The organism is Johannesbaptistia floridana, from assembly GCF_057440575.1.
The window spans coordinates 1-25,918 of the sequence record NZ_JALKVM010000068.1; the positions used below are offsets into that span (position 1 = coordinate 1).

Below are 25,918 nucleotides of genomic sequence, written 5' to 3' on the forward strand. Positions count from 1 at the left end.
TGTCTTATTTTGCTGTTTGAGTAAATTTGAGTAGATTTTTAGAAGCGGTCTGAGTATTAACTCCTTTAAAGTGATGAAACTTGTGTAGTTTCTTCAGACATATCCTCCCAGGCTTGAGGATCTATCTTTAGATCAGAAAATTTAGATACAGTGAGTACAGGTTGTTTGACACCGTTATCAATTTGTTGATCATAGTCTTCCATAATGCGTATACCGACCTTAAACAACATAAACAAAGCACTTAAATTAACTAATGCTAACAAAGCTTGGGTAATGTCAGCAAAAGCAAATACTGTACTTAAATCCTGCACAGCTCCCCAAACAATTAAGGCGAGAGTTAAAACACGAAAAATATTAAATATCAGCTTATTACCCTCACTAAAGAAATTAAGGCTATTTTCCCCCAAGTAATAGTTGTAAATAATTGAGGTGAAAGCAAACAAAACTAGTGCTATGGTTAAATAAATTCTTCCCCACTCACCCACATGGTCAGCCATGGCATTTTGAGTAAGAACAACTCCACTAGAAGATTCATCATTAGGTTGATAAACATCAGACAGAAGAATCACAAAAGCTGTACAAGAACACATGATAATAGTGTCAATCATTACACTTAATGATTGAACAATTCCTTGGTCGGCAGGATGTTTAACATAGGCAGTTGCTGCTACATTCGGGGCACTACCCAATCCCGCTTCATTAGAAAATAAGCCCCGTTTAACTCCAATAATCAAAACTGCACCGACACTACCACCAATTGCTTGATTCAAACCAAAAGCACTACTAACTATTGATACAATAAGTCCAGGTATTTCAGTGATGTTCATGATTAGCACAAATAAAGCCATCAAAAAATAACCTCCGGCCATAATCGGTACCACCAATTCGGCTATTTGACCGATTCTTTTAACACCACCAAAAATGATTAAGCCAATTAAAACCATTAACGAAAATCCGGTAATATTCGCTGGTAAACCGAATGTATCTTCAACAGATGCAGCTACTGTATAAGATTGAACTGCATTAAAACCAAAGCCAAAGGTTACTAGTAAAAATATGGAAAATAAAGAACCCATCCATTTTTTACCTAGTCCTTGTTCCATGTAGTAGGCAGGACCACCGCGATAACTTCCATCAGGTTCTGCTCGCTTAAATAGCTGTGCTAGACTACATTCAAAAAAACTTGTAGACATTCCTATTAAAGCAATTAGCCACATCCAGAATATAGCACCAGGACCCCCTAAAGTAAGGGCGACAGCTACTCCGGCGATATTTCCCGCCCCTACCCTACCAGCTACGCTTAAGGCTAAAGCTTGAAATGAACTAAGTTGTCCTGATTCTTCTGTGGAGGATTGGGTAAAAATTGCGAACATTCGTCCAAAGTAACGAAACTGTACAAACCGAGAACGAACAGTATACATAACCCCAATCACAGTTAGGACTATTATTAGTACTGATCCCCATAATAAGTTATTTAAAAAATCCAGCAAGTCTCTCTCTCCTTGACGATATTTACCAGTTTAAGTTTTCTCTAGCTTAAAAGCAATTACCAAAAAAAAAGTATTCTAATTAACTAAAATTAAATCAAAAGAGTAAAATTTTTTCAAGCAGTGATTGGGCGATCGCCCTCCCCTAATGCCTCGAAACCTATAGCTACTCTGACTTTCATTTAATTCAACTATTATAGTATGATCTAAACACAGGTTACATCATTTTATTTATTTTTAAGTTTTCTAGTTTTTAGTTAGTACAAATGTACGTTATTTGCTAAAATTTACAATAGGGGTTCAAGGCCAGTTCCTTCCCAAGCCTCATTTTCATACATACAGTGTCAAGTAATTAGTTCAAAAAATCAACAAGAAAAATTTGAGATTTAGTTAAAGATGATCAATCAATTTCGCCGTCAATATCCCAAAGGTAGTTTAATCAGTGAATTAATCAAGATTAAACATGGACAATACATAGTTAAAGTTATTATTGAAGTAGATCAACAAATTTTAGCTACCGCCTTAGCGGCAGCAACCACCATAGAAACGGCAGAAGATCGCGCATTAGAAAGAGCGCTAACTTACTTAGGGTTAGAAACAAACACAGAAAATCAAGAAAAACCATCATCACTTCCTCAACCCTTAACACCATCTCTAGAAATTAAACCCCCTATAGAAAATCCTCAACCCTTATCATCTTCCTCCAAAACACCAACTAATCTGGTTGATTTTACTCCCCCACTACCAACTAATCAGTCTTCATCTGTTTTAATGGATGATTTAGAGTTAAATAACCACACAGATATAAATACAGATATAAAACCAGAAACCAATGGAGAAAATGAACAAGCTGAGACTCAATCGTCATTAGAGCCAACATCAACCGCTGATTTTGTCTCAGAAATTATTAGTCAAATTGACTTACACATGGAGCGCTTAAACTGGACTAAAGAACAAGGACGTGAATATATTACACGAGTTTATGGGAAAAAAACTCGAAAAAAACTTTCTCATGCAGAATTAAAAGAATTTTTAGGGTATCTACAGACTCAGTCCCCAACATCTCTCCCAGAAACTTCAACTAATATAGTTGATTCTCTCCCCCCATTACCAACTGATGAGCCTCCATTGCTGTTAAATAATGGTCTAGAGCTAACTAACTATACAGATATAGAACCAGAAACCAATGGAGAAAATGAACAAGTTGATTCTCAACCGTCATTAGAGCCAACATTAACGGAAAATGATGCTGATTTTGTCTCAGAAACTATTAGTCAAATTGATCTACACATGGAGCGCTTAAAGTGGACTAAAGAACAAGGACGTGAATATACTACGCGAGTTTATGGGAAAAAATCTCGACATTTACTTTCTGATGAAGAATTAAAAGAGTTTTTAGAGTATCTAAAAATTCAGTAATAATTCTAGTTAAATATTGAAGTAGGGCCTCCTGCCTCAAAAGGATAACCTTTGTACCTCACCAGCCTTAAAAAGGCTATATGAGTCTTGAAGTAATGAGTAATTAGTAATGAGTTTTGAAGTAAGAAGTCTTGAAGTTTTGAAGTGAGGAAGTAATGAGTTAAAGAATTAATGCGATCGCGCTTAAAAATTGGTTGACCGCGGATGACCTTTGCTACGATTTTAGACTAAAGAGAAATGAACTTTTTCTGAGGTTAATTTAGTATAGAAGTACTGGTGGAAGATGTGAAAAAAACTAGAAGTCATTCCTCCAGACACTAAGTTAACACCTCGTCCAGAATCTCTTCCCGCTTGGGATTCTCTTTCACCAGAAGAGCAAAAAGTATATGCTCGCATGATGGTGGTATTTGCTGGTTTTACCGCTCAAACTGACTATGAAGTAGGAAGAGTTATTGAAGCGATAGATAAACTAGGAGAATTAGACAATACCCTAGTATTTTACATAGCTGGTGATAATGGTTCTAGTGCTGAAGGTGGTTTAGAAGGCTTATTAAATGAAAATACCTTCTTTAATGCCATTGAAGAAAAATTAGAAACTAAATTAGCGGCTGTTAATGATTTGGGTACAGATAAATATTTTAACCATTTTCCAGCAGCTTGGGCCTGGGCAATGGATACACCCTTCCAGTGGACGAAACAAATTGCCTCCCATTTTGGTGGCACTCGTAATGGTATGGTAATTAGTTGGCCTAATGGTATTAAAAGCAAAGGTGAAACTCGTTATCAATTTTCCCATGTAATTGACATCGCTCCCACAATTTTAGAGACCGTAGGCATTACTTTTCCCGTAGAAATTAATGGCATTGCCCAAAAACCCCTCGAAGGCAACAGTTTAGTTTATAGTTTCGATGATGCTGAGGCTTCAACTCGTCACAATACTCAATACTTTGAGATGTTGGGTAATCAGGGTATTTACCATGATGGTTGGATGGCTAGTGCCTTTTATAATATTCCCTGGAATCCCAACCCATCGGCAAAAGATGTTTTAAACCTCGACTGGGAATTATATAACATTGAGTCAGATTTTTCTCAAGCAGTTGATTTAGCAGCACAAATGCCAGAAAAAGTTCAAGAAATGAAAAATTTATTCTACGCTGAAGCTGCTAAATACAATGTTCTTCCCCTGGATGGGCGTAAAACTGAACGTTTAAATGTGGATTTAAGACCCAGTTTAGCAGCAGGACGTAGTGATTTTACTTATCCAGATCAACTCAGAATTACTGAAGGTTCCGCACCCGATGTTAAACACAAAAGTCACACCATAACTGCTAATGTCACTATTCCTCCAGAAGGTGCAGAAGGGGTATTACTAACCCACGGAGGACGTTTTGGTGGCTATGGTTTATACATCAAAGATGGTAAATTAGCCTATCATTACAACTTAGCTGGTGTTGAAGAGTATAGTATCGTTTCTTCCGAATCACTACCTTCTGGGAAGGTTACTATTAAGGCTGTTTATAAAACCGATGCAGATAAACCTTTTGCCGGAGGTGTGATGACTCTTTTTGCTAATAATCGCAAAATGGCTACAGGCAGAGTTGAGAAAACTTTACCTAATCGTCTCTCTCTTGATGAGACTTTTGATGTAGGTTTTGATACTGGTACTTCTGTAACTGAGAGTTATAGCAATGAGCCAATAGATGTTGACAAAAATGATGAAAAGCCTCCCTTAGTAAGGGGGGTTGGGGGGGAAAAGTTAGTGATAAATGTTGTTAACACCACTGCGGTCACTGCTATATCAAGTTCCTTTTGATTTTACTGGTCAACTTGAGGAAGTTAACATCCAATTAGATTAGTATTCTCTGGGGATAGCGCTATGTTTTTTGGACCTTTAGTCCAACTACGAACCTCATTTTTAACTGGTGTATATAAACCGGATGCGCCGATGATATGCGATCGCTCTTTGATTAATAGTCTTCAGTGTGATCGCACTTTGAATAATTATTATAACTATCAGCTCCCCACTTCATTGTTATAATTAGCTCAAAATCTCGATTAATTTATTTATTTTTCAATATGTCTCAAGAAGCATTACCGAGTAATAATGAGCTTGCTTCTCAAAGAACTCAATTAGCTCAAGAAAGAAACGATTTAGCCGAAACTCGTACAGATTTAGCCCGTGAAAGGACTCGTGCTGCTCAAGAGAGAACTCTAATGGCTTGGATTCGTACTGCTTTATCTATGATTAGTTTTGGTTTCGGAATTGATCGTTTTTTCAAATATTTAGATAGAACTAAAACGGGTACATCCATTGATACTCTCACAGAAGAACGTGTTTTAGGTATCAGTTTGATGGCTTTAGGAGTATTTGCTTTAGCTGCCGCTTTGATTACCCATTGGCGCACTTTGAAAAATATCGAAAGTCGTAAATTTATCTATGTGCCTAAATGGTCACAAGGGTTTACTGTAGGTATTATTTTATTATTTATTGGCTTAGCTGCTTTTATTCCTCTGTTTACTGACGAATTAAAGTTAAGAGAAATTATTACTCTCAATAGTAAAGTTGTTAGTAATTTAATAGCCTTGACAGTTTTTACGATTATGTTAACTATGGGAGTAAAAATTCCCTTAAAAAACTTTACTACCTTAAAAAATCACCCAGTTTGGTTAGCTAAATCTTTACTATCAGTACTAGTGATATTTCCTCTCATAGTATCTCTAGTTTTAGCACTTGTTGACTTAAGAGAGGGAACCAAAATAGCCTTAGTTTTATTAGCTGCTATTCCTGGCGCTCCTCTATTAACTAAAAGGGTTTTAATGGCTGGAGGCAATATCGGTTTTAGTGCTAGTTTACAAGTAATTGTATCTTTGTTAGCGATTATTGTGACGCCAATAACTTTATTTACTTTTGCAATAGTTTTTTCTGTAAATATAGAAAATTATAATTTCTTGTTAGTTGCTAAGCAAATAGCAACAGTTCAGTTTTTACCGTTAAGTTTAGGGTTAATTATTCAGAAAATATCCGCAGATTTAGGGGAAGAGATTGGTAATTTACTCTTTAATATAGCCAATACTCTGTTTTTTGTCGTGATTATCTTTGCCTTAATTATCAGTTTAGATTTGATTCCTCAAGCAGGTTGGTTAGCGGGATTAGCGATCTCCCTTATTGTATCTATTAGTTTAGCAATTGGTCATTTCTGGGGAGGTTTACAAGAGAGCGATCGCCTGGATACTCGTGCTACTTTAGCTATAGCAACTATTGCTCGCAATGTCGGATTAGCTCTATATTTAGCTATAGTAAATAATTTAACTGTAGCAGTACCGTCAATTGTTGCTTATGTAATTTTAGGTACTGTTTTTGCTCTTCCCTATAACGTTTGGATTAAAAAGCAAATAGCTAATTCCTAACTCAGTTATCTTTTAGCATAGGCAGCATCTATACCATCTATACTAATATGAAATTGTATTTATAAACAAGCAGGGGCCTAAAAAAGAGACCCCTATTACCTTATCTAATTTTAATATCAGTTATACACTAAACTGTAATAAGATTGATATTCTTCAGATAGTAGTGGTTGCCACCACTGTTGATTTTCTAAATACCAGGCTACGGTCTTACGAAGACCCTGTTCCAGGGTTTCTTGGGGTTCCCATCCCAAATCTTGCTTAATTTTACTGGCGTTGATGGCATAGCGGCGATCATGTCCAGGACGGTCTTTCACAAAGGTAATTAACTCTTGGGTAGGAGATACGGGTAAATTATCGGCTAATTTATTCATGATTTCACAAAGAAGTTTTACTAAATCAATATTCTTGACCTCGTTGTTGCCACCAATATTGTAGGTTTCCCCTGGTATCCCTTTGTGTATAACTACATCTAAGGCTTGACAATGATCGCCTACATATAACCAGTCCCGAATATTCTGGCCATCTCCATACACTGGTAAGGGCTTCCCAAGCAGCATATTAATACACATCAAAGGAATTAGTTTCTCGGGATAGTGAAAGGGTCCATAGTTATTTGAGCAATTAGTAATGATGGTTGGTAATCCGTAGGTATGAAAATAGGCTCTAGCAAGATGATCGCTCCCAGCTTTTGAGGCTGAATAGGGACTATTAGGCGCATAGGGAGTAGTTTCACTAAAAGCTGGATCATCACTACTTAAACTACCATAAACCTCATCTGTGGAAACGTGGAGGAAGCGATCGCCACTATTTTTCCCTCTCCCTTCCCAGTGATGACGAAAGCTTTCTAGTAGAGTAAATGTTCCCATCACATTAGTTTCTATAAAAGCCTTTGGTCCCAAAATTGAGCGATCTACATGGGATTCTGCTGCTAAATGGGCTACAGTATCTATCTCTTCTTCCTGCAACAGATTAGTTACTAATTCACTATCACAGATATTCCCCTTCACAAAACGAAAGTTAGGATTAGCTTCTAACCCCTCTAGGTTGGCAGGATTCCCGGCATAGGTTAAGGCATCTAATACCACCACGCGATCGCCTAAGGAGGTGTATTCCTTACACCAGTGATGGACAAAATTAGATCCTATAAATCCTGCTCCCCCTGTAATCAAAATTCGACGCTGTTTTCTTTCCATAACTATTTAACTAATTATACAAGTTCTACTTGTGAATCATCACCAATCATAAAACGTAAAGCCTTAGGACGTTGAGGTGCTAACTCTAATTTGGCCCGTTGACCGACTACACTATCAACAATCCGTTGTTGAATTCCTGAGATTTTTGCCCCCTCTAAAAGTACACTATGTTCTATGTCAATTTCAAAAAGATTAACTTGATTACCGACACTAGTATAGGGTCCGATAAAGGAATTTTCGATATGACAATTATCTCCAATTATTACAGGACCACGAATAGTGCTGTTAATAATGCGGGAGTTATTACCGATGGAGACTCTACCAATGACTTGACTATCAGCTTCGACGATTCCCAATTGTTTTGATTCTAACTGAGTATCTAAAATGATGCGATTAGCTTCTAGAAGATCATTTTTCTTCCCAGTATCCAGCCACCAATCTTGAAGTTGACGCGCTTGGACTTGTTTTTTAGTAGTAATTAGCATATCTATGGCATCGGTAATTTCTAATTCACCTCTAGCTGAAGGTTGAATTTTATCAATAGCTTCATGTATACTCTTATTAAAGAAATAAATACCGACTAAAGCTAAATTAGAGGGAGGATCTTTGGGTTTTTCTACCAATCTAATTAAATTCCCCTCTTGATCCAATTCAGCGACCCCAAAAGCAGTAGGATTAGAAACAGCCCGCAACAAAACCAAAGCATCTAATTGCTTTTCTTGAAAACTATTACTAAAACTCTTAAGATCATCAGCGATGAGATTATCTCCCAAATACATAATAAAAGGAGAATCAGCCAAAAAATTCCGAGCTATTTTCACTGCATGGGCTAATCCTGCGGGTTGGTCTTGGAGAATATAGGTAATTTTCGCGCCAAACATTTCCCCATCACCAGTTTTTGCCTTTACCTCGTCTCCAGTTTCAGGACTAATAATAATGCCAATTTCGGTAATTCCTGCCGCAACTATAGCCTCAATTCCATACCACAGGATTGGTTTATTAGCTACAGGCACCAATTGTTTAGCTCCAGTATAAGTTAACGGTCTTAATCTTGTGCCTTTACCGCCAGAAAGAATTAATGCCTTCATAAATTTTCCTTAGTTAAGAGTTGGTCTAACATTGTTAAGAGTGAATCACGCCAGTAGGGAGGATAGTTTCCCAAAACTTCATTTAGTTTACGATTAGAGAGTACCGAATAAGCTGGTCTTTGAGCGGGGGTAGGATATTCTGCTGTAGTAATTGGGATAACCTCCTTGATTTGCAATTGGTAGCCGCGTTTAGCTGCCTCAGCAAAAATAGCGATCGCGAAATCGTACCAACTAGCTACTCCACTATTGGTAAAATGATATATGCCTGAGGGCGATTTATAAAGAGGATCTAAATTTAACTTAGCTAAAGAGACTATTGCCTCGGCAATATCTCCGGCCCAAGATGGTGTGCCCACCTGGTCACTAACTATCTTAAGTACTTCCCTGTCTTTAGCTAGACGCAGCATAGTTTTCACAAAATTCTGCTTTCCATAAACACCATATACCCAAGCTGTTCTCAGAATCAAATAGTGAGCATTAGTTTGTTGAATTTCTTGTTCTCCTTGGAGTTTAGATTTACCATAGGCGCCTAGGGGGTTAGGAGTATCTGTTTCTAGATAAGGGGTATTTTTGCTGCCGTCGAATACATAATCAGTGGAAACATGAATTAAGCTGGCATTGATTTTTGCTGCTGCCGTTGCCATTACCCCAGGAGCGACTCCATTGACTGTATTAGCTATATCCGTTTCTGTTTCTGCCTTATCTACTGCTGTGTAGGCGGCAGCATTGATAATTATTTGGGGTTTTTCTTCAGTAATTACTTTTGTGATTAAATCTGGTTGAGTTAAATCTAATTCATTTCTGCTGAGAGATATTAGGGAACCTATATTTGTCAGTAGAGGTTCTAACTCTCTTCCCAATTGTCCCTGACTACCTATTAATAAAATTTTGTTACTCATGAAAATACTTCAGCCTCGGCAAATTTTTGTCCTTGAGCATCTTTGTTAGAAATAATCGGATTTGTATCTATTGGCCAATCAATAGCCAAGTCTTTGTCGTTCCATAGTAGACTCCGTTCGTGCTGAGGTGCATAGTAATCGGTAGTTTTATAGAGAACTTCAGCAAATTCTGAAGTTACCAAAAAACCATGGGCAAAGCCTGCCGGGACCCAAAATTGTCGCTTATTTTCGGCACTAAGTACACAACCTACCCATTTACCGAAATTAGGAGAATTTTTCCTAATATCCACAGCTACATCATAGATGCTGCCTACAACAACCCTTACTAGTTTCCCTTGAGGTTGTTGAATTTGGTAATGTAAACCTCGTAAAACATTTTGTTTAGAACGGGAGTGATTATCTTGGACAAAATTATCTTTAACTCCTGTTAATTCTGTAAATGCTTTTTGGTTAAAACTTTCTAGGAAAAAGCCTCTGTCATCTCCAAAAACTTTTGGTTCTATAATTAATACATCATCTATGTCGGTTTTAATTATTTCCATAATTACTGAAAATCCCTGATTTATTTGCTAGTTTCTAATTTACTAGAGATTGTTTTATTTTTGAAGAGGTTTCTACCCAAAAACCCTATTGCTCTTGTGGGTATTGCTTTTATTTGAGAAATATTTAGATTCCAAAAATAACCAGAACGAGGAAAATGTTTGATTAACAAGATTTCTGCTAGGAAATAAAATCGCATCTTTTTACGATATTCTGGGGGATTTGCTTCTATTCTAATTTGTTCGACACCGTCAGAAAATACATGGCCAATAATTTTGTTTTTTTGATAGAATTTGGCTTGAATAAATAAACCCAAGAATCTATCTAAGCACCAAAAAGGGATATACTTGATAGGACCGATGAGAGAAAATAGTTGAGCTAGTTCAACTATACTGGCTTGGACTAAATGATTTTGCCAGACTTTTTTATCGAAGTTTTCTGTATGTCTGCCATGATGATCTAGGCGATCGCGCCACAATAATCCTAAATCTAGAGGATTATCTATCGGGGCAATAGGCATAGGTTGTAATGGCCAATTTTCAATTTCTCCCACACTTAACCAGGGTTGTTCTAAGCTGACTTTATCATCAAAATCAAAGCTTTGGCGACGCAGTCTAAATACCCAGCTTTCAGGAAATTTTTCAAAATAGGCCACAGTTATGCTCAAGATATCTGGGGTGATATATTCATCACAATTAATCGTCAAAATATATTTACCTTTAGCATTAAATAGTCCTGTGAGGCGTTGTATAATTTCACCTCTTATGGGACTAACAATTTGTTGCAAACGCACATCTGCCACGGGATTAGGGGAGTATCCTGGAGGATGTACCAGAATTAACTCCACATTACCTCTTATTTTTAGTAATTCTGTTAACCAGTGTTGAGAAAATCCCTCTCGTGTAGGTGTAACAATGGATAGTTGAGGTTGCGTCATCATACTTAACTAAAAGGAAGAATTCCCGTAAAAACTTTTTCAGCAGGACCAGTCATGTATACTTTACCATTTAGTTGTGACCATTCAATAGTTAAACAACCTCCCGGTAGTTCTACAGTACAATTAGATTCAGCTACTCCTGTTAAGACGGCAGCCACTACAGAAGCACAGGCCCCAGTACCACAGGCTAAAGTAATCCCGGCACCTCTTTCCCAAACCCGCATTTTCAGATAGTTAGAATTTACTACTTGGATAAATTCGGTATTGATGCGTTGAGGAAATGCAGTATGATGTTCAAATAATGGTCCTAATTCCTCTAGGGGAATGGCATCTACATTTTCTACAAATATAATGCAATGAGGATTACCCATACTAACGCAAGTTACTGACCAATTTTTCCCAGCGATTTCCAAAGGCTGATTAATTACTTTAGACTCAGAACTAGTTAAAGTAGTAGGAATAGCCCCAGCAGTATAACGAGGGATACCCATATCAACTTTTACTTGGCCATTGCTTTGAATCTCAGGAGTAATTAACCCAGCTAAAGTGTTAATTTGATAAATTGGTTGCTTGACTGGGGACAAATCAGCGATAAACTTAGCTAAACAGCGAATGCCATTGCCGCACATTTCTGGTTCTGAACCATCAGAGTTATAGATACGCATAGTATACTCGCCTTCACTATTTCCTGGAAGAGCGAAAATAACTCCATCGGCACCAATACCAAAATGGCGATCGCACAATTTTTTACTTTCGGCGGGGGTCAGAATAGGGGTCTGTTGATGAAGATTATCAATCAGAATAAAATCGTTTCCCAATCCCTGATATTTAGCAAACTCAATTACCATATTTTATCATGAATGAATTAGATACAAGTTTACCTAGTATACGTCAAGTTCAAACTCTAATTATGGAAAAAACACCAGTAGAGTTAAAATTGATCACAACAGATGTAGTTAAAGGGAGAATTATTTGGCAAGATCAACAATGTATATGTTTATTGTCATCTGATAATCAAAATGTATTAGTATGGCGCCAAGCTATCGTTTTTCTAAAACCCAAAACTTGAGTTATGAAATTACCAAAAGCTTTAATACTATCATTAGCAACAAGTATGCTGTTAATCCTAGTCAGTTACCCGGTACTAGCATTGAAGGTACAGTTATTACCAGAAAAAGCTGAATTAGGGGATACCATAAGTGTTATTGTCGAGGAAAGTAGTCAAAACAGTTCATTACCCACTGTATCAGTAGAAGAGAAGGATTATCCGGTTTTTCCCATGGCAGATAGAGAGAATACATATAGGGCATTGATCCCAACCACTCCTCTAGATACTCCAGGGAAAAAAGTGATACGAATAGTTACAGAAGAGGGGGAGAAAAATTTAGGGATATGGTTAGAAGATCGCCAATTTCCCACTCAAAGCATACTTCTCACCGGGGCAGCAGCGAAACCAGCAACAACCATAGAATTAGAGCGAGTGAGAGAATTTAAAAATCTAGTAACTCCAGAAAAACTGTGGTCAGGTAAATTTTTACGTCCAAGTCCGGCAAGAGTTTCAGCGTTATTTGGAGTACAGCGTTATATCAATGGAAAATTTGCTGAAAATTACTATCATCGAGGTGTAGACTATGCAGGAGATTTAGGTTCACCAGTGTTTGCCCCAGCCAATGGTAAAATTGCTCTAGTAGGAAAAGTGTCAGAAGGTTTTGATGTACACGGAAACACAGTGGGAATAGATCATGGTCAAGGTGTATTGAGCATATTTTTACACCTAGAGGACATTTATGTTCAAGAAGGAGCTGAAATTAAAGCAGGGCAACAAATTGGTACAGTAGGATCTACAGGGGCTTCCACAGGACCTCATTTACATTGGGGTTTATATGTAAATGGAGTAGCCGTAGATCCGGTTCCTTGGCGCTTTGAAGGTATAGATTAAGAGAAAATAGATAGAAGATATATGGATATTCAAAAAATAGTAGAACAAGCTTTTGCCAATGGCTATTTAACTCCCAGTATGGAAGCAGAAGTGGGAAAAATCTGTGAGCACGCTACAGAACTTTCACCAGAAGAATACATGGCTTTAGATAAATTGATGGGAGCTTTATTGACAGGAGAAATTGTGGCGATGCCTCGTAAACATTTTATTAATGTTATGGAGGAACTAGTTTTAAGTGAATCTTTGACCAGAATCGCCCAAATTGAAGCAGCTACCAACTGTAAATTAGAAGTAGGGGATATAGCAGCATACGCTTTAAACAGACTACCGCCTCTTTATGCCACCACGGAAGAAGGAGCAAATTATCAAAGAGAAAAAGCTAAAGATGAGTTAAATAGCCTAATTACACAACAAGTGGGTGAGGGGATAAAACGCTATTTGATGAAACCACAAAGAGATGGCCGACCAATCGCTGCGAGCAATACTTTTAGTAAAAATGTTTTAGGTCAAATTAGCGATTTACTAGGATCCTACGCTCCCGATTTTGAAAATTAGTAAACGGTGAAAACTTTTAATTTGTGCCAAAATTCTCTAGTAGATATAATCTAAATCTATATTGCTGTTTTAAAAAGAATAATATAGAAACTGAGTGAACAAACTATAGTTATTAAAAATCAATCATGGAACCACTTTATCAATACGCCTGGTTAATACCAGTTTTACCCCTAGTAGGAGCCACATTAGTGGGTCTCGGATTAATATCTTTTGGGAAATTTACCAGCAGTTTACGCAGCTTAAATGCGTTTTTGATTCTATTTCTGACGGGAGGAGCGATGGTACTTTCTATCGCTCTGTTGTGGAGTCAACTTCACGGACATGAAAATTATACCCAGATGTTTGAATGGGCAGCGGCGGGAAATTTTCATCTATCAATGGGTTATAGCATCGACCATCTCAGCTCCCTAATGCTAGTAATCGTGACTACAGTAGCATTTTTGGTGATGATATACACCGATGGCTATATGGCCCACGACCCAGGTTATGTACGCTTCTACGCCTATTTGAGCTTGTTTAGCTCTTCTATGTTGGGTTTAGTCATCAGCCCTAACTTAGTACAAGTTTATATCTTTTGGGAATTGGTGGGTATGTGTTCCTACCTGTTGATAGGTTTTTGGTACGATCGCCCGGCGGCAGCGGATGCCTGTCAAAAAGCTTTTGTAGCTAACCGCGTCGGTGACTTCGGTTTACTATTGGGTATGTTGGGATTGTATTGGGCTACAGGGAGTTTTGAATTCGGCGAAATCGGCGAACGCCTAGAATCCCTAGTTACCTCTGGGGGTTTGAGTGCCACCATGGCTACCCTGTTCGCAGTTTTGGTATTTTTGGGACCAGTAGCTAAATCAGCTCAATTTCCCCTGCATGTATGGTTACCCGATGCCATGGAGGGTCCTACCCCTATTTCTGCCCTAATTCACGCAGCAACTATGGTAGCGGCAGGAGTATTCCTCGTAGCCAGAATGTACCCAGTATTTGAACATCTCCCCACAGTGATGACAATTATTGCCTGGACTGGCTGTTTTACTGCCTTTTTGGGTGCAACTATTGCCATAACCCAAAACGATATCAAAAAGGGTCTCGCCTACTCCACTATCTCTCAACTTGGTTACATGGTGATGGCTATGGGTATTGGTGCCTATAGTGCAGGTTTATTCCATTTGATGACTCACGCCTATTTCAAAGCCATGCTCTTTTTGTGCTCCGGTTCAGTAATCCACGGCATGGAAGAGGTGGTAGGACATAACCCAACTTTAGCCCAAGATATGCGAGTTATGGGCGGCTTACGGAAGTTTATGCCAATTACCTGGCTGGCCTTTTTAGTCGGTAATTTGGCAATTTGTGGGATTCCCCCCTTCGCTGGCTTTTGGTCAAAAGACGAAATCCTCGGTTTAGCCTTTGAGGCAAATCCAGCTTTATGGTTAGTAGGATGGCTGACAGCAGGATTGACCGCTTTCTATATGTTCAGAATGTATTTTATGACCTTTGAAGGAGAGTTTCGCGGCAATGACGAAACTAGCCGTCAACAGGTAATGGGCACACCAGCTTTTGGACCAGGTGCCATGGATGTAGAAGAATTGGCAAGTCATGAGGAAGACCATGGTCATCATAGTGAGACCCCCCACGAATCCCCCCTATCTATGTCTCTACCACTCCTAGTACTAGCTGTTCCTTCCTTTTTGATTGGATGGGTAGGTAAACCCTGGGCAAATGCCTTTGAAGAGTTTATCTTCGCACCAGGAGAAACAGTGGCGGAAGTGTCAGGAGAATTCGACTGGACAGAGTTTCTGATTATGGGCGGAAGTTCTGTGGGTATTGCCTTGATTGGGATCGCCCTAGCAGGCTTAATGTACTCTCAACACAAAATTGACCCAGGGGCGATCGCATCTAAATTCCCTGCTCTCTATCGCTTCTCTCTCAATAAGTGGTACTTTGATGATGTTTATGATCGCGTTTTTGTCAAAGGTTCTCGTCGTTTAGCTCGACAAATTCTAGAAGTTGACTATCGTGTTGTTGATGGAGCAGTTAATTTAACTGGTTTAGCTACCCTAGTCGGGGGCGAAGGTCTTAAATATCTAGAAAATGGCCGGGCTCAATTCTATGCCCTGATTGTTTTTGCAGCAGTATTAGGTTTTGTAATTGTTTTCAGCCTAATCTAATTTAAAAGTTAAGGAATTGGGTAATTTACTCAATTCCTGTTTAGAATGTACTTGTTATTAAATTAAAACTGCTATGACAACATTTCCTTGGATAACAACAATTATTTTATTTCCCATTGTTGCTGCCCTGTTTATACCGATAATCCCAGACAAGGACGGTAAAACAGTAAAGTGGTACGCTCTGATTGTTGGCTTAATTGATTTTATTTTCATTGTTTACGCCTTTTACTCCGGTTATGACTTAGAAACTTCCGGTTTACAACTAAGTGAAAGTTACGCTTGGGTACCCCAATTAGACTTAAATTGGTCTGTAGGCGCTGACGGTTTATCTATGCCTTTGATTTTACTCACAGGCTTTATCACTACCCTAGCAACCATGGCAGCTTGGCCAGTTACTTTTAAACCCAAGTTATTCTACTTCCTCATGCTGGCTATGTATGGTGGTCAAATCGCCGTTTTCGCTGTACAGGATATCTTATTGTTTTTCCTCGTATGGGAATTAGAATTAGTCCCTGTGTATCTCATTCTCTCCATTTGGGGTGGGAAAAAACGTCTCTATGCAGCCACTAAATTTATTCTCTACACCGCAGGAGGCTCTCTTTTTATCCTGGTAGCTGCTTTGACTATGGCTTTCTATGGAGATAATGTGACTTTTGATATGCAGTCAATAGCCGCCAAAGATTACCCTCTTAATTTACAGCTATTACTCTACGGTGGCTTCTTAATTGCCTACGGTGTTAAACTACCTATTTTTCCTCTCCATACTTGGCTACCAGACGCACACGGAGAAGCTACAGCTCCTGCCCACATGCTTCTAGCAGGAATTCTCTTGAAAATGGGTGGTTATGCTTTATTGAGAATGAATGTAGGAATGCTTCCCGATGCCCACGCAGTTTTTGCTCCAGTTTTAGTAATTCTGGGTGTCGTAAATATTATTTATGCAGCTCTAACTTCTTTTGCTCAACGGAATCTTAAACGTAAAATCGCCTATTCTTCTATCTCACACATGGGTTTTGTCCTAATTGGTCTCGGTTCTTTTACCGATTTAGGTACTAGTGGTGCTATGCTACAAATGATTTCTCATGGTCTCATTGGTGCTAGTCTCTTTTTCATGGTGGGATGTACATACGACCGTACCCATACTCTGATGCTGGATGAAATGGGCGGTGTAGGTAAAAAAATGAAGAAAGTATTTGCTATGTGGACTACTTGTTCTCTAGCTTCTCTAGCTTTGCCGGGTATGAGTGGTTTTGTAGCGGAATTAATGGTATTTATTGGTTTTGCTACCAGCGATGCCTACAATCCAGCATTTAAGGTAACTATTGTCTTTTTAGCTGCTGTGGGAGTGATTTTGACTCCAATTTACCTCTTATCTATGCTGAGAGAAATACTCTATGGACCTGAAAATAAAGAGTTAGTAGAACATCAAGAATTAGTAGATGCAGAACCTCGGGAAGTATTTATTATCGCTTCTTTGTTAGTTCCCATCATCGGCATTGGACTATATCCAAAAATTGTGACTCAGATTTACGATGCGACTATTAGTCAGTTAACTCTCAATGCCAGAAATTCTGTACCAAGTCTAACTCAAGAAATTTCTCGGCACCCAATAGAAGATTTACACTCCGTAGTTAAGGCACCGCAAATCTAACTCGGGTCTTCTAAAAAATAAAAGTCCATTTCTTCTGTAAAGTAGATTTGGGCTTTTTTATTTTATATCTACTTAAATTAATGAATCAATATTTAAATCAGTAGGGTGTGAAGCGTGCGAAGCGCGTAACGCACCACATCCAATTGATGAACAAATATTTAGTTGTTTTGTGCGCACCGCGTCAGGTATCCCGAAATTTAGGGCGCAAGCCTTGCGCCCCTACTACAGGTGCAAGTGATGTGAGAATACGGGAATAGACCAGTAGGGTATGAAGCGTGCGGTGCGCATTACTTCTTTTACTCATTACTCCTTACTCCTTACTCATTACTCAACTATAGGCGATCGCAATCCAGGTAGGTTCGTAGTTGGACTTTAGTCCAAATAGAGATATTAAGATTTCACACTTTAAGTCATAGCGCACCAGGGAATAAGGGCGATCGCACTCCAGGTAGGTTCGTAGTTGGACTAAAGCTAGTAGCTAGTAGGGTGTGAAGTGCGCGAAGCGCGTAACGCACCAAATCCAATTGATGAACAAATATTTAGTTGTCTTTTGCCCACCGAGTAAAGTATCCCGAAGGCGATCGCTTATTTGTTATTGCGTAAAGCACAAAATCCAATAGATTTAGGGCGCAAGTATGAGCTTATTTAGGGCGCAAGCCTTGCGCCCCTACTACAGGTGCAAGTGATGTGAGAATACGGGAATAGACCAATAGGGTGTGAAGCGTGCGGTGCGCATTACTTCTTTTACTCATTACTCCTTACTTCAAAACTCATTACTCAACTATAGGCGATCGCCTCTTGTGCTTCTTAATTGAGTTAAGATGAATTTGTAGTCGTAAATGTTAACTTAAGCCGATGGAATTTAGACAACCTGGATACAGCAAAGAAGAATTTGCTCGACTTGGTGACGAAATCTATGAAAACAAACTTCGCCATCAAATTGAGTCGGATAATTAAGTAAAGTGTTCACCGGGCTAATTTTTTATCTCAGTGAGAAAAAATATGGTAATAATCGAGAAAGAAATTGTTAAGGAGAAAAATCAAAAAGATGAAAAGTCTTCAGTTAAAAACTCATATTGGCTCCGATGGGATCTTACAAGTACAGATGCCGCCAGAGATTAAAGATGTAGAGCTAGAGGTATTAGTAGTTTTTCAGCCTACCCCTACTGTTTCTACCCCCATTCCTTCAACAAGGGAGAATTGGCGTTCTCAACTAACTCAAGCCCGCGCTCAACACGGAGAAAAAGTTTTTAGTGATAGCGTTGAACTATTACGAGAGGATAGAAATTGTTGATTTTATTTGTAGTTGATGCCAATGTGGGAATAAAATGGGTTTTGTCTGAAATTCATTCAGAGGCTGCTCTACGTCTATTAAATGATGACTATTCTTTATTAGTTCCTGATTTCTTTTTTCCAGAAATTGGCAATATTCTTTGGAAAAGGATTCGACGTGGTGAAATGACACTCAAAGAGGCTCAAAACGATTTAAATGTCCTAATTTATGGCGATTTACAGGTTTGTCCTTCTATGCCTTTGATGTCGATGGCTTTAGAGATAGCCACGAGAGTTGACCAAGCAGTCTATGATTGTGTTTATCTTGCCTTAGCTGTAACTCATAAATGTCAAATGGTGACGGCAGATGAACGATTTTTCAACGCACTTTCTCGTGATACTCTCTCCTCTCATCTAATGTGGGTTCAGGATATTCCTCTGTAAAATAAAGCCGGAGATAATAAAATCGTTTAGCTTTTTTCAGAGCGCCATCTTATGAATTTATAGTTTAATTCTGATAATTGCTTGATAAAACTCCTCAGATACCATTGCTTTTAATTCTTCTTCTGGTAATTGCAGGAGCATTTGTAGATAGTTACTAATACATGTTTGAGTATTGGGATGATTTTCTCCTAAGGTTTGAGTAAGAATAGCGATCGCACTCCTTGTCGGTTCGTAGTTGGACTTTAGTCCAATAGAGACATTAAAATTTCACACTTTAAGTCATAGCGCACCAGTGAATAAGGGCGATCGCCTATAGTTGAGTAATGAGTAAAAGAAGTAATGCCCACCGAGTAAAGTATCCCAAAGGCGATCGCTTATTTGTTATTGCGTAAAGCACCAAATCCAATAGATTTAGGGCGCAAGTATGAGCTTATTTAGGGCGCAAGCCTTGCGCCCCTACTACAGGTGCAAGTGATGTGAGAATACGGGAATAGACCAGTAGGGTGTGAAGTGCGCGGAGCGCGTAACGCACCAAATCCAATTGATAAACAAATATTTAGTTGTCTTTTGCACACCGCGTAAGGTATCTCGAAGGCGATCGCCTATAGTTGAGTAATGAGTAAAAGAAGTAATGCGCACCGAGTAAGGTATCCCGAAGGCGATCGCTTATTTGTTATTAAAAGCGTAAAGCACCAAATCCAATTGATTTAGGGCGCAAGTATGAGCGCCCCTACTCAAGTACCTCAGATCTTCCACCAGAACTTATGTACTAATTTCAGGTCAAAGACCATTTTTTCTCCTGGTGTAGAATCATTAAGTTATGGTGCGTTACACTTCGTTAACGCACCCTACTAAACTGCCCGTTTGATTAAATTGATGAACAAATATTTTGTTGTTTTGTGCGCACCAGTGAATAAACGCGATCGCACTCCCGGTAGGTTCGTAGTTGGACTAGAGTCCAATAGAGACATTAAAATTTCACACTTGAAGTCATAGCGCACCTGGGAATAAAGGCGATCGCACTCCCGGTAGGTTCGTAGTTGGACTTTAGTCCAAATAGATACATTAAGATTTCACACTTTAAGTCATAGGGCACCAGTGAATAAGGGCGATCGCACTCCTTGTCGGTTCGTAGTTGGACTAGAGTCCAATAGAGACATTAAGATTTCAGACTTTAAGTCATAGTGCACCAGTGAATAAGGGCGATCGCACTCCCGGTAGGTTCGTAGTTGGACTAGAGTCCAATAGAGATATTAAGATTTCACACTTTAAGTCATAGCGCACCAGGGAATAAAGGCGATCGCACTCCCGGTAGGTTGGGTTAACTCAAATCTTGCCTCTTTACCCAATTGTACTGGTGCTTTGCTGTTAGTATAATTGAATGTTGGGTTTCGTTCCTCAACCCAACCTACAAACTATAAATGTAGTTAAAATACTAATACTAATGTACCAAGTGGAATCCCAAACCTGTTATTGAGATGATTGTTTAATTCTGATAATTGCTTGATAAAACTCCTCAGATACCATTGCTTTTAATTCTTCTTCAGGTAATTGCAGGAGCATTTGTTGATAGTTACCAATACATGTTTGAGTATTAGGATGATTTTCTCCTAAGGTTTCGGTAGCAATACGAATCGCTGTACGAGAGAGGAGTTCTGCCTCTGGGTAGCGCCCCTGACTTCGGTACAATCCAGCTAAATTATTGAGGCTAGTTGCTACATCCGGGTGGTCTGGTCCTAGGAGGGTTTCTCTAAGGTTGAGGGCCCTGATATAGAGGGGTTCTGCCTCAGGGTAGCGCCCCTGACTTTCGTACAAAGCAGCTAAATTATTGAGGCTAGTTGCCACATCCGGGTGGTCTGGTCCTAGGAGGGTTTCTCTAAGGTTGAGGGCCCTGATATAGAGGGGTTCTGCCTCACTGTAGCGCCCCTGACTTCGGTACAAACCAGCTAAATTATTGAGGCTACTTGCCACATCCGGGTGGTCTGGTCCTAGGAGGGTTTCATCAAGGTTGAGGGCCCTGATATAGAGGGGTTCTGCCTCAGGGTAGCGCCCCTGATTATAGTACAAAAGAGCTAAATTATTAAGGCTAGTTGCCACAGAGGGGTGGTCTGGTCCTAGGAGGGTTTCACAAAGGTTGAGGGCCCTGATATAGAGGGGTTCTGCCTCAGGGTAGCGCCCCTGACTTCGGTACAAAGCAGCTAAATTATTGAGGCTAGTTGCCACATCCGGGTGGTCTGGTCCTAGGAGGGTTTCTCTAAGGTTGAGGGCCCTGATATAGAGGGGTTCTGCCTCACTGTAGCGCCCCTGACTTCGGTACAATTCAGCTAAATTATTAAGGCTAGTTGCCACAAAGGGGTGGTCGGGTCCTAGGACGGTTTCATAAAGGTTGAGGGCCCTGATATAGAGGGGTTCTGCCTCAGGGTAGCGCCCCTGACTTTCGTACAAACCTGCTAAATTATTGAGGCTTTGTGCCACATCAGGGTGGTCTGGTCCTAGGAGGGTTTCTCTAAGGTTGAGGGCCCTGATATAGAGGGGTTCTGCCTCAGGGTAGCGCCCCTGACTTTCGTACAAACCTGCTAAATTATTGAGGCTTTGTGCCACATCAGGGTGGTCTGGTCCTAGGAGGGTTTCTCTAAGGTTGAGGGCCCTGATATAGAGGGGTTCTGCCTCACTGTAGCGCCCCTGACTTTCGTACAAACCTGCTAAATTATTGAGGCTTTGTGCCACATCAGGGTGGTCTGGTCCTAGGAGGGTTTCTCTAAGGTTGAGGGCCCTGATATAGAGGGGTTCTGCCTCAGGGTAGCGCCCCTGACTTCGGTACAATTCAGCTAAATTATTGAGGCTAGTTGCCACAAAGGGGTGGTCTGGTCCTAGGAGGGTTTCACAAAGGTTGAGGGCCCTGATATAGAGGGGTTCTGCCTCAGGGTAGCGCCCCTGACTTTGGTATAAAAGTGCTAAATTATTGAGGCTTTGTGCCACATCAGGGTGGTCTGGTCCTAATCTTTTTTCAGCTATGGATAAACATTGCTCCATCCAAGATGCTGCTGATTGATAGAGTCCTTGTTCTTTGTAATAACTGCTTACTCCCACATAAGGCCCAATTAAATTCTCAGCTTCTAAGTGTTGATTTAGTTCCTCTGCTGCTATTTCCAGATGAGGAATAAAAGGACTAATTTCTTGTATCTGTAATTGAGTTAAGGTCTGAGGGATATTTTGTGCCAAACTTACCATTAACTCACAGTATCTTTCTTTAGCAGTGACAGCTAATTGGGATGCTTCTAATTTAGCTCTGAAATACTGACGAATTAGAGTGTGGATTTCATAGCTAGATTCTCCTGCATCTTTGAGTAAACTGAAGTTAACTAAATAATCTTCTACTATTTCTTCTAATTCATCTTCATCTTCTATTTCACTGATTCCTTGAATCAAATTATCTGGAATAGGTGCTAAGGCAAACAAACTCATATACATAGCTAAGTTTTGAGCTGTTTCTGGTAATTCTGCCCAAGTAATCTCAAAGGCTGCTTTTACTCCTTTGGTGGCGGTCATTTCTCTAGTAGTTTCCTCTAGGAATTTAGCGCTCAATTGTTCTTCTTTTAAACGCTGGCGCATTTTTTCTATAGACCACCGATTTCGCCGTTTGAGAAATGTAGCTACTAATTCTATTCCTAGGGGTAAGTAACCGAGGTCTTTACAGAGGGCTTTAGCTGCTTCTAGTTCATTATTAACTCTATCTCCACCAATAAAAGATTTAATTAACTCTAATGCTGCTTCTTCTTTTAAAACTTTTAAAGCTACTACTTGAAGATTATTCGCTAGTATTTGCTGTCTTGTGGTGATAATTACTTTGAAACGATTCTGTTGAGGAGGCAAGAAGTCATAAATCTGGTCATAATCGCGCACATCATCAAAAATAATCAGGGTGTCTCCTGGTTGCCAAATACGCCAACATAGTTGAACTCTTTCTTTTTCTTCTCCTTCGTCGGGAATAGGAATTTTTAGAGAGTTTTTAGCGAAGTTAAGTATCTGTATACCCACATTCCCTATATCGGCCACATTCACCCAACAAATTCCCCCATTATAAGTATTCTTGAGTTTCTTTTCTCTAGCGGCTAGGGCGTATTGTAGGGCTAATTCTGTTTTACCAATACCTCCCATACCTGTTAGGGTAGTCAGGGCGATTCTATCTGTAGTTTGTAACTTACTATATAATTCTGACCAGGCTTCCTCTCTACCAACAAATTTAATTACACCACTTTTGGGTAAGTTATCTGTTATCTGTGGTTGTATTGAGTCTAATCCCTCTGTTTTTAAAGCTTCCTCTATCTTTTCTAAACTAATCCCTCTTGGTTGAGAGGATTCAGCTAAGTTTATTAATGCGATCGCTCTCTTTGTCTGAGGTACGTTTTCAGATGGTAATAACTCTACTGGTACATCTAATATACATACTATACGATCAAATTGAGCTGGAATCAATTTCTCTAGGTTTTTTAATAGCTCTGATTTATTCATAATTGTTTTTGTAGTTTTAAATATAGTAGAAGAGATTGTTTTTTATTTCCTATTGTTTACTTTTTTTTGAGCGATCGCCCAAATTCTCAATATGTAATATAAATATATAGCCTTTTTAAGGCTGGTGAGGTACAAAGGTTATCCTTTTGAGGCAGGAGGCAGAGGGCAGGAGGCAGGAGTTATAGCAAGCTCGCCAATAGATGTTGACAAAAATGATGAAAAGCCCCCCTTGGTAAGGGGGGTTGGGGGGAAAAGTTAGTGATCAATGTTGTTAACACCACTGCGGTCACTGCTATAGGTACAACCTCATGAGTCCTTTGAAATGATATATAAATTTGCCTGGTTATCTGGTCGGGTTGTAATTATTGTTTATGGTTAACAAATATTACTTGTTGAGGAATACCAATATTAATGTCTTGTTGATCAAATACTTGTTTTAAACGTCGTCTATATTCACGAGCAACTGGCCATTGCTCTAGAGGTTTAGTTTTAATTAAAATTAAAATTCGTATCCCTGTATGAGCTAAATTATTTACTCCTAGCATTTCAGGTGGTTCGAGCAATAATTCTTGCCAGTTAGGATCTTCATACATTTCACAAGCTATTTGTTTCATTACATCCATAACGTAATCTACATCAGAATTATAATTTACTTCTAACTCAAATCTAACTCTAGACCAACCATTAGACATATTTCTTACTCTACCAATAGAACCATTAGGAATAGTTATTAATTCTCCTTCTAGATTTCTTAATTGTGTCATACGTAAATTAACGTTTTCTACGTTACCTTCTAAATTATCGATCGCAATCCAATCTCCTACTGCATATTGATCTTCAAATAAAATCAAAAAACCATTAATAAAATCTTTAATTAAGTTTTGTGCGCTTAGAGAAACTCCTAAGCTTACCACTCCTAAAATTACGGTTACTATATTAGATAATGCTCCTAACTGACGTAAAATTAGAATTACTATGATCAAATATATAATTACACTAACTAGCCATTTTAATGCTTTAGCAAACGTGGAAGCTCTTAAAGTGTATCGTTCGGAATAATTAGGTAATATTATCTTTTTTTTCAGCCAAACATTAATAAAATAGTCTATAATTATATCACTGGCACTATCTGCTAAACTCAAACCAATAATTAATAGTAATAACATTAAAGGTAATCCTAGAGTAGCTTCTCTTCCTAAGGTTAATAGCCAATCTAGAGGGGGAAACCTTTGATTTAAACTCACTCCTAATATCCAGTTAGCTAATGAACGGCTAAAATAAAACAAACTGCTAATGTAAGCAAAACCAATTACTGAAACTAATATTTGTCCCCGAAATATTATAGCTAATATAAATTTTCTTATATCTTGTTTCTGCTCTAAAGAAAGCTGATTTATAATAAAAAATTTCTCTGAATTTATATATTTTTTATAAAATTTACTTTTTAAAAAAATATTTACACAAAATAAAAATAAATTCAAACAAAATATTAAAAAGATTACTTTAATACTTTTTTTAGTTTGTTGGAATAAATAATCTCCTTGTCGCTCTTTCCAAGTATTAATAAGTATATTTTTAACATACTCACTACTTTGTTCTATTATTTTTTCTTCAGAAACTCCAAATTTTTGGATATCAGCTTGAGTAATAGTAATTAAGTTTATTGGTGGTGTATTCTTGGGAAAAGAAACTAAAATAACTAAAGATCCAGATAAATTAGCTGGCTCAATTTCTAACTGTTTTCTTAGCTGTTGTTCTAAAGTAGATAATCCTAATTCTTTTTTTTCTTGAGTGTATAAACTCATTTGATTAATAATACGTTTTGCTTTACTACTAATTATTTCTGAACGGTCCCGGGGATCTATTTGATTATTTAAGTCTCTTTCAGAAGCAACGATTCCTACTATCTTACCATCTAAAAAAATAGGAGAAAACTCTAAATTACCGTTGCGAAACTTGGGAATATTATGATAATTATTAATTGTTTGATTTACTTCTAAACCAGGTATGAATTGAGCCTGACTAGGAGATATAAAAAATATAATTAAGCAAAAGCTTAATAAACAAAATATTACAATAGTACTAATTTTCATAAACAAATATCAATCTTTGTAAAAACTATATTCGTATATTTTGCCAAATCTTCTCCCTGTCTTGAGATCTTACATCTTTTACATTTATGAGTTATTTTAGCATTAAATACAAATAAGCAACATAGCGACGATCGCGATCGCTTATTCTTTCTACGAGAGAGTGAGTATTATCATTGCCTCTTTCCTCATATCTTCCACCAGAACTTATGTACTAATTTTTGAGGAAAAATGTTCTTTATGGTTAATTCTCTATAATCTTTGTCTCCTAGGGGCTAAATACAGTTGAAAAATATTTACTCATTACTGCTAAAACTTGCTCATT

20 protein-coding genes are annotated in these 25,918 nt (G+C 38.5%); 10 read left to right on the top strand and 10 right to left on the bottom strand.

Annotated features, from left to right (window positions below):
* Positions 1-65: 65 nt before the first annotated feature.
* Positions 66-1,490, bottom strand: coding sequence for an alanine/glycine:cation symporter family protein (locus tag MW688_RS04990; RefSeq protein ID WP_486734823.1), 1,425 nt, complete (start codon positions 1,488-1,490; stop codon positions 66-68).
* Positions 1,491-1,883: 393 nt separating this feature from the next.
* On the opposite strand from MW688_RS04990, the gene MW688_RS04995 reads away from it, so the two are divergent.
* Positions 1,884-2,906 (top strand): hypothetical protein, encoded by a 1,023-nt coding sequence (locus MW688_RS04995; RefSeq protein ID WP_486734824.1) that lies wholly within the window; start codon positions 1,884-1,886, stop codon positions 2,904-2,906.
* Positions 2,907-3,128: 222 nt separating this feature from the next.
* Here MW688_RS04995 and MW688_RS05000 read toward each other — a convergent pair whose 3' ends face one another.
* The gene (locus MW688_RS05000; protein WP_486734825.1) at positions 3,129-3,302 is read right to left on the bottom strand and encodes a hypothetical protein; all 174 of its coding nucleotides are present in this window, start codon (positions 3,300-3,302) and stop codon (positions 3,129-3,131) included.
* On the opposite strand from MW688_RS05000, the gene MW688_RS05005 reads away from it, so the two are divergent.
* Both MW688_RS05005 and MW688_RS05010 read left to right on the top strand, forming a co-directional pair.
* A complete protein-coding gene (locus MW688_RS05005) occupies positions 3,301-4,719 on the top strand; it encodes a sulfatase-like hydrolase/transferase (RefSeq protein ID WP_486734826.1) in 1,419 nt (472 codons plus the stop codon). The genes MW688_RS05000 and MW688_RS05005 overlap by 2 nt on opposite strands.
* A gap of 263 nt (positions 4,720-4,982) precedes the next feature.
* Positions 4,983-6,314, top strand: coding sequence for a DUF202 domain-containing protein (locus MW688_RS05010; RefSeq protein WP_486734827.1), 1,332 nt, complete (start codon positions 4,983-4,985; stop codon positions 6,312-6,314).
* Positions 6,315-6,430: 116 nt separating this feature from the next.
* Here MW688_RS05010 and rfbB read toward each other — a convergent pair whose 3' ends face one another.
* Genes rfbB through dapF form a run of 6 tightly spaced genes read right to left on the bottom strand, consistent with a single transcriptional unit; the run spans position 6,431 to position 11,819 of the window.
* Positions 6,431-7,507 carry a dTDP-glucose 4,6-dehydratase gene (gene rfbB, locus MW688_RS05015; protein ID WP_486734828.1) on the bottom strand — a complete coding sequence of 359 codons (1,077 nt, stop codon included), beginning with the start codon at positions 7,505-7,507 and terminating at the stop codon, positions 6,431-6,433.
* 14 nt (positions 7,508-7,521) lie between these two features.
* Positions 7,522-8,595 carry a glucose-1-phosphate thymidylyltransferase gene (locus MW688_RS05020; protein WP_486734829.1) on the bottom strand — a complete coding sequence of 358 codons (1,074 nt, stop codon included), beginning with the start codon at positions 8,593-8,595 and terminating at the stop codon, positions 7,522-7,524.
* The gene (gene rfbD / locus MW688_RS05025) at positions 8,592-9,494 is read right to left on the bottom strand and encodes a dTDP-4-dehydrorhamnose reductase (protein WP_486734830.1); all 903 of its coding nucleotides are present in this window, start codon (positions 9,492-9,494) and stop codon (positions 8,592-8,594) included. Before rfbD ends, MW688_RS05020 begins: the two co-directional genes overlap by 4 nt.
* A complete protein-coding gene (gene rfbC, locus MW688_RS05030) occupies positions 9,491-10,036 on the bottom strand; it encodes a dTDP-4-dehydrorhamnose 3,5-epimerase (protein WP_486734831.1) in 546 nt (181 codons plus the stop codon). Before rfbC ends, rfbD begins: the two co-directional genes overlap by 4 nt.
* Positions 10,037-10,056: 20 nt before the next feature.
* Positions 10,057-10,971: a glycosyltransferase gene (locus MW688_RS05035; protein WP_486734843.1), complete on the bottom strand. Its 915-nt coding sequence runs from the start codon at positions 10,969-10,971 to the stop codon at positions 10,057-10,059.
* Between the two features lie 5 nt (positions 10,972-10,976).
* Entirely contained in the window at positions 10,977-11,819 is an 843-nt protein-coding gene (gene dapF, locus MW688_RS05040) for a diaminopimelate epimerase (RefSeq protein WP_486734832.1), read from the bottom strand.
* A gap of 8 nt (positions 11,820-11,827) precedes the next feature.
* On the opposite strand from dapF, the gene MW688_RS05045 reads away from it, so the two are divergent.
* From MW688_RS05045 to MW688_RS05075, 7 genes are all read left to right on the top strand, one after another.
* The gene (locus MW688_RS05045; protein ID WP_486734834.1) at positions 11,828-12,040 is read left to right on the top strand and encodes an Hfq-related RNA-binding protein; all 213 of its coding nucleotides are present in this window, start codon (positions 11,828-11,830) and stop codon (positions 12,038-12,040) included.
* Between the two features lie 3 nt (positions 12,041-12,043).
* On the top strand, positions 12,044-12,910 hold the full coding sequence (locus MW688_RS05050) for a M23 family metallopeptidase (protein WP_486734835.1): 867 nt from the start codon (positions 12,044-12,046) through the stop codon (positions 12,908-12,910).
* Positions 12,911-12,931: 21 nt separating this feature from the next.
* Positions 12,932-13,465 carry a late competence development ComFB family protein gene (locus MW688_RS05055; protein WP_486734836.1) on the top strand — a complete coding sequence of 178 codons (534 nt, stop codon included), beginning with the start codon at positions 12,932-12,934 and terminating at the stop codon, positions 13,463-13,465.
* Between the two features lie 125 nt (positions 13,466-13,590).
* Positions 13,591-15,624: an NAD(P)H-quinone oxidoreductase subunit 5 gene (locus tag MW688_RS05060; RefSeq protein ID WP_486734837.1), complete on the top strand. Its 2,034-nt coding sequence runs from the start codon at positions 13,591-13,593 to the stop codon at positions 15,622-15,624.
* A gap of 73 nt (positions 15,625-15,697) precedes the next feature.
* Entirely contained in the window at positions 15,698-17,275 is a 1,578-nt protein-coding gene (locus MW688_RS05065; RefSeq protein ID WP_486734838.1) for an NAD(P)H-quinone oxidoreductase subunit 4, read from the top strand.
* Between the two features lie 1,048 nt (positions 17,276-18,323).
* Positions 18,324-18,569: a hypothetical protein gene (locus tag MW688_RS05070; RefSeq protein ID WP_486734839.1), complete on the top strand. Its 246-nt coding sequence runs from the start codon at positions 18,324-18,326 to the stop codon at positions 18,567-18,569.
* Positions 18,566-18,991 (top strand): type II toxin-antitoxin system VapC family toxin, encoded by a 426-nt coding sequence (locus MW688_RS05075; RefSeq protein WP_486734840.1) that lies wholly within the window; start codon positions 18,566-18,568, stop codon positions 18,989-18,991. The genes MW688_RS05070 and MW688_RS05075 overlap by 4 nt, the downstream gene beginning before the upstream one ends.
* A 1,470-nt stretch (positions 18,992-20,461) precedes the next feature.
* Here the strand turns inward: MW688_RS05075 and fxsT are convergent.
* Both fxsT and MW688_RS05085 read right to left on the bottom strand, forming a co-directional pair.
* Positions 20,462-23,503: an FxSxx-COOH system tetratricopeptide repeat protein gene (fxsT, locus tag MW688_RS05080; RefSeq protein WP_486734841.1), complete on the bottom strand. Its 3,042-nt coding sequence runs from the start codon at positions 23,501-23,503 to the stop codon at positions 20,462-20,464.
* 362 nt (positions 23,504-23,865) lie between these two features.
* Positions 23,866-25,596 (bottom strand): mechanosensitive ion channel family protein, encoded by a 1,731-nt coding sequence (locus MW688_RS05085; protein WP_486734842.1) that lies wholly within the window; start codon positions 25,594-25,596, stop codon positions 23,866-23,868.
* Positions 25,597-25,918: the final 322 nt, after the last annotated feature.

Bases quoted from the DNA above. Each gene is read 5' to 3' on its own strand.
- MW688_RS04995 (WP_486734824.1), top strand. From the start codon at position 1,884: ATGATCAATCAATTTCGCCGTCAATATCCCAAAGGTAGTTTAATCAGT.
- MW688_RS05005 (WP_486734826.1), top strand. From the start codon at position 3,301: ATGATGGTGGTATTTGCTGGTTTTACCGCTCAAACTGACTATGAAGTA.
- MW688_RS05000 (WP_486734825.1), bottom strand. From the start codon at position 3,302: ATGCGAGCATATACTTTTTGCTCTTCTGGTGAAAGAGAATCCCAAGCG.
- MW688_RS05010 (WP_486734827.1), top strand. From the start codon at position 4,983: ATGTCTCAAGAAGCATTACCGAGTAATAATGAGCTTGCTTCTCAAAGA.
- rfbB (WP_486734828.1), bottom strand. From the start codon at position 7,507: ATGGAAAGAAAACAGCGTCGAATTTTGATTACAGGGGGAGCAGGATTT.
- MW688_RS05020 (WP_486734829.1), bottom strand. From the start codon at position 8,595: ATGAAGGCATTAATTCTTTCTGGCGGTAAAGGCACAAGATTAAGACCG.
- rfbD (WP_486734830.1), bottom strand. From the start codon at position 9,494: ATGAGTAACAAAATTTTATTAATAGGTAGTCAGGGACAATTGGGAAGA.
- rfbC (WP_486734831.1), bottom strand. From the start codon at position 10,036: ATGGAAATAATTAAAACCGACATAGATGATGTATTAATTATAGAACCA.
- MW688_RS05035 (WP_486734843.1), bottom strand. From the start codon at position 10,971: ATGACGCAACCTCAACTATCCATTGTTACACCTACACGAGAGGGATTT.
- dapF (WP_486734832.1), bottom strand. From the start codon at position 11,819: ATGGTAATTGAGTTTGCTAAATATCAGGGATTGGGAAACGATTTTATT.
- MW688_RS05045 (WP_486734834.1), top strand. From the start codon at position 11,828: ATGAATGAATTAGATACAAGTTTACCTAGTATACGTCAAGTTCAAACT.
- MW688_RS05050 (WP_486734835.1), top strand. From the start codon at position 12,044: ATGAAATTACCAAAAGCTTTAATACTATCATTAGCAACAAGTATGCTG.
- MW688_RS05055 (WP_486734836.1), top strand. From the start codon at position 12,932: ATGGATATTCAAAAAATAGTAGAACAAGCTTTTGCCAATGGCTATTTA.
- MW688_RS05060 (WP_486734837.1), top strand. From the start codon at position 13,591: ATGGAACCACTTTATCAATACGCCTGGTTAATACCAGTTTTACCCCTA.
- MW688_RS05065 (WP_486734838.1), top strand. From the start codon at position 15,698: ATGACAACATTTCCTTGGATAACAACAATTATTTTATTTCCCATTGTT.
- MW688_RS05070 (WP_486734839.1), top strand. From the start codon at position 18,324: ATGAAAAGTCTTCAGTTAAAAACTCATATTGGCTCCGATGGGATCTTA.
- fxsT (WP_486734841.1), bottom strand. From the start codon at position 23,503: ATGAATAAATCAGAGCTATTAAAAAACCTAGAGAAATTGATTCCAGCT.
- MW688_RS05085 (WP_486734842.1), bottom strand. From the start codon at position 25,596: ATGAAAATTAGTACTATTGTAATATTTTGTTTATTAAGCTTTTGCTTA.